The sequence below is a fragment of the Rhizobium sp. AQ_MP genome, from assembly GCF_014237835.1.
GTDB lineage: Bacteria > Pseudomonadota > Alphaproteobacteria > Rhizobiales > Rhizobiaceae > Allorhizobium.
Map to the genome: position 1 here is coordinate 1 of NZ_JACJVI010000112.1, position 228 is coordinate 228.

The window sequence follows — 228 nt, forward strand, 5'->3', positions numbered from 1 at the left end:
TTCGACCTCGACCTGCCGCCGGAAGTGCTCATCCATTCCGCGATTGAGGCGGAACTCACCTATCCCGAATGGGACTATAGGCGTGGAGTCTATCTCAAGAACCACTGCCGGGTCATTGCAGGTCCGGCGTCTGACGAAGGCCCTTCGCCTGTCCTGTCGGCAGAGATGAAAGCGCTGGTTCGTCGTGTGCGGCGGCAGTTCGAGGCGATGCGCCCGCGCCATGAGGTG

General features: G+C 61.8%; 1 pseudogene. It reads left to right on the forward strand.

Annotation, left to right across the window (positions count from 1 at the left end):
* Window positions 1–228: pseudogene (locus H6M51_RS24465) on the forward strand (protein norD); the annotation flags it as partial.